Annotated in this window: 1 protein-coding gene; it reads right to left on the minus strand. The window is 79.3% G+C overall.

Annotated elements, in window-relative coordinates:
• Positions 1 to 34 precede the first annotated feature (34 nt).
• Positions 35 to 1,468, minus strand: a complete 1,434-nt coding sequence (locus tag ACFV0G_RS28245; protein ID WP_380553944.1) for a hypothetical protein — start codon at positions 1,466 to 1,468, stop codon at positions 35 to 37.
• Between the last annotated feature and the right edge of the window lie 301 nt (positions 1,469 to 1,769).

The raw sequence follows: 1,769 nt of genomic DNA on the forward strand, positions 1-1,769 counted from the left end.
GCCCGTGCACGGTTCGCATGCCTGCGGGGCGGGGCTACTGCCCGGCGCCGCCCTTGTGGACGCTGAAGGCGGAGCGGCGGGCCGCCCGGGCCACCGCCGGGTCCGGGTGCACGCCGGAGACCGCGGTGAGCACCGAGGCCGCCCGCGGGTGGCCGGACTGCCGGGCGCGGTTGAACAGCCGGACGGGCTCACCTGCCGCGGCGCCCTCCACGTGCGGCACCAGCAGCGCGGTGTCGCCGTGGTCCAGCACCGCCGCGGCGGTGTCCACCCAGAGCCAGGCGGCGTCCTGCGCGCCCAGCACGTCGGCCGGGGAGACCACGCCCTCGTCGGACTGCTCGGCCAGCCACAGCAGCGCGTAGGGCCGCAGCACGGCCTCCTCCACGGCGGCGCGGACGGCCTGCTCGGCGGTGCCGCCGGCGACCCGGAGCGCCTCGAAGGCGAGGCCGCGCACCAGCGCGTCCTCGCCGCGGGCGGCGTCCAGCAGCTCGGCGACCGCACGGTCGACCGGACGGGCGGCGACCCAGGCCCGGTACTCGGCGCGGGCCGGGCCAGGCGTGTAGTCGGCGCAGGCGCTGAGCAGCTCCAGGGCGCTCTGCTCGATGTGGCCGGCGGCGGTCTGCGCCACCGTGCAGATCTCCTCCAGCTTGGCGCGCACCGCCCAGTGCCCCAGCGGGGACAGCTCGGCGGCCTCGTCGCGGCGCTCCAGGGCGCCGACCGCGGCCAGGCCGTCCAGCATCCAGTCCAGCACCGCGGCGGCGTCGGCGGCGGCGGTCGGGGTGTCGACCTGCGGCGTCAGGCAGGTACCGCGGACGGCCGACATGGCGGAGGCCGCGTGCGGCACCGGGGAGAGCGTGGGACCGCCGGTGGCGGCGCCGTGCCGGCGCTCGTCCAGGCCGCGGCGGAGCAGCTCCAGCAGCTCGCCGTCGGGGACGGGTCCGTCCACCAGGTGCAGGAAGGACAGCAGCTGCGGGGCCTGGTCCACGGCCTGCCCGGCGAGCAGCGCGAACACGCCGCGCATCGCGCTCGGCGGGACGGGGGCGAGCAGCGTCCAGGCGTCGAAGAGCGCGGACCAGCCGCGGATCACCGCCTCGTCGTCGTGCTCCCAGGCGTTCAGCCGCCAGCCCGGCCCGGCACCGCCGTCGCGCAGCTCCACCAGGCCGACCAGCAGGGCCTGGCCCCAGGCCTTGGCGGCGGCGCCGACGGTCATCGCGAGGGCGCGCCCGGCGGCCCGGGCGTCGTCCGGGAGCAGCTCGCCGCGCTTGTCGACCTCGCCGAGCTCGCCCGCCCAGCGGGCGATCCGGACGGCGTCGGCCAGCATCCGGCGGGCCAGCGGGGCCAGCTCGGCGGGCGCGGGCAGGCCGTCGGGCACCGGCACCCGGCCCCGGCCGGGCTTCGGCTGGGGGGTGCGGCGACGGACGGCTCCGCTCCCCGGGGGTACGGCATCGGCTCGGCGGGCCGCGCCTGGCAGGCGGGTCACCGTCGCTCCGTTGCGGATCGCGGGCTGGAGCGGGGCATCACGGTCGCGCGGATTCCGAGACGTCACGCCGTGCAGTCTTCCCCGCGCAGGGGCCTTCTGTCACATCGAGTTCCGCGGAGTCCGGGCCGCGCGGTCCGAGGACGGGTGCGAGATCGGGCAACAGCGGCAAACCGGGCCGCCGCCACACCCGGAAATGACATGGACGCGGCCGGGGGCGCGCGGGGGCGCGCCGGGCGCGGGGCGGGCCGGGCCGGGGGGCGCGCAGCGCGGGCGGCCCCCCGGCCCCCCCCCC

Source organism: Kitasatospora sp. NPDC059571 (genome assembly GCF_042735675.1).
Lineage (GTDB): Bacteria > Actinomycetota > Actinomycetes > Streptomycetales > Streptomycetaceae > Kitasatospora.